Annotated in this window: 1 protein-coding gene; it reads left to right on the top strand. The window is 41.2% G+C overall.

Annotated elements, in window-relative coordinates; all coding sequences use genetic code 11:
- A partial coding sequence (locus tag CHM34_RS18735) for a lipoyl synthase (RefSeq protein ID WP_141201798.1) occupies positions 1-393 on the top strand: 393 nt, incomplete at both ends.

Genomic DNA, 393 nt, shown 5'->3' with positions numbered 1-393 from the left:
GGGTTAAAGCGCCAACTTCTCCTATATATACCCAAACTCGCGATATTGTGCGTAGCAATAAGTTGGCTACGGTGTGTGAAGAAGCTGGCTGTCCTAATATAGGCGAATGTTGGCATCAAAAACATGCGAGTTTTATGATTTTAGGTAGCATTTGTACGAGAGCTTGTGCATTTTGTAATGTTGCTACCGGTATACCAAAAGCTTTAGATATAAAAGAGCCGCAACGCGTAGCTATGGCGGTAGCTCAAATGGAATTGAATCACGTAGTTATAACTTCAGTGGATAGAGATGATTTGGCAGATGGCGGGGCGCAGCAATTTGCTGATGTGGTTTTAGCTATAAGAAAATTATCACCGCAAACTACTATAGAAGTTTTAACGCCAGATTTTAGAC

Source organism: Paludifilum halophilum (genome assembly GCF_002245355.1).
GTDB classification, from domain to species: Bacteria; Bacillota; Bacilli; order Thermoactinomycetales; family DSM-45169; genus Paludifilum; species Paludifilum halophilum.
The sequence above is the reverse complement of the archived record's forward strand: the minus strand, read 5'-3'. Positions and strand labels throughout refer to the sequence as shown.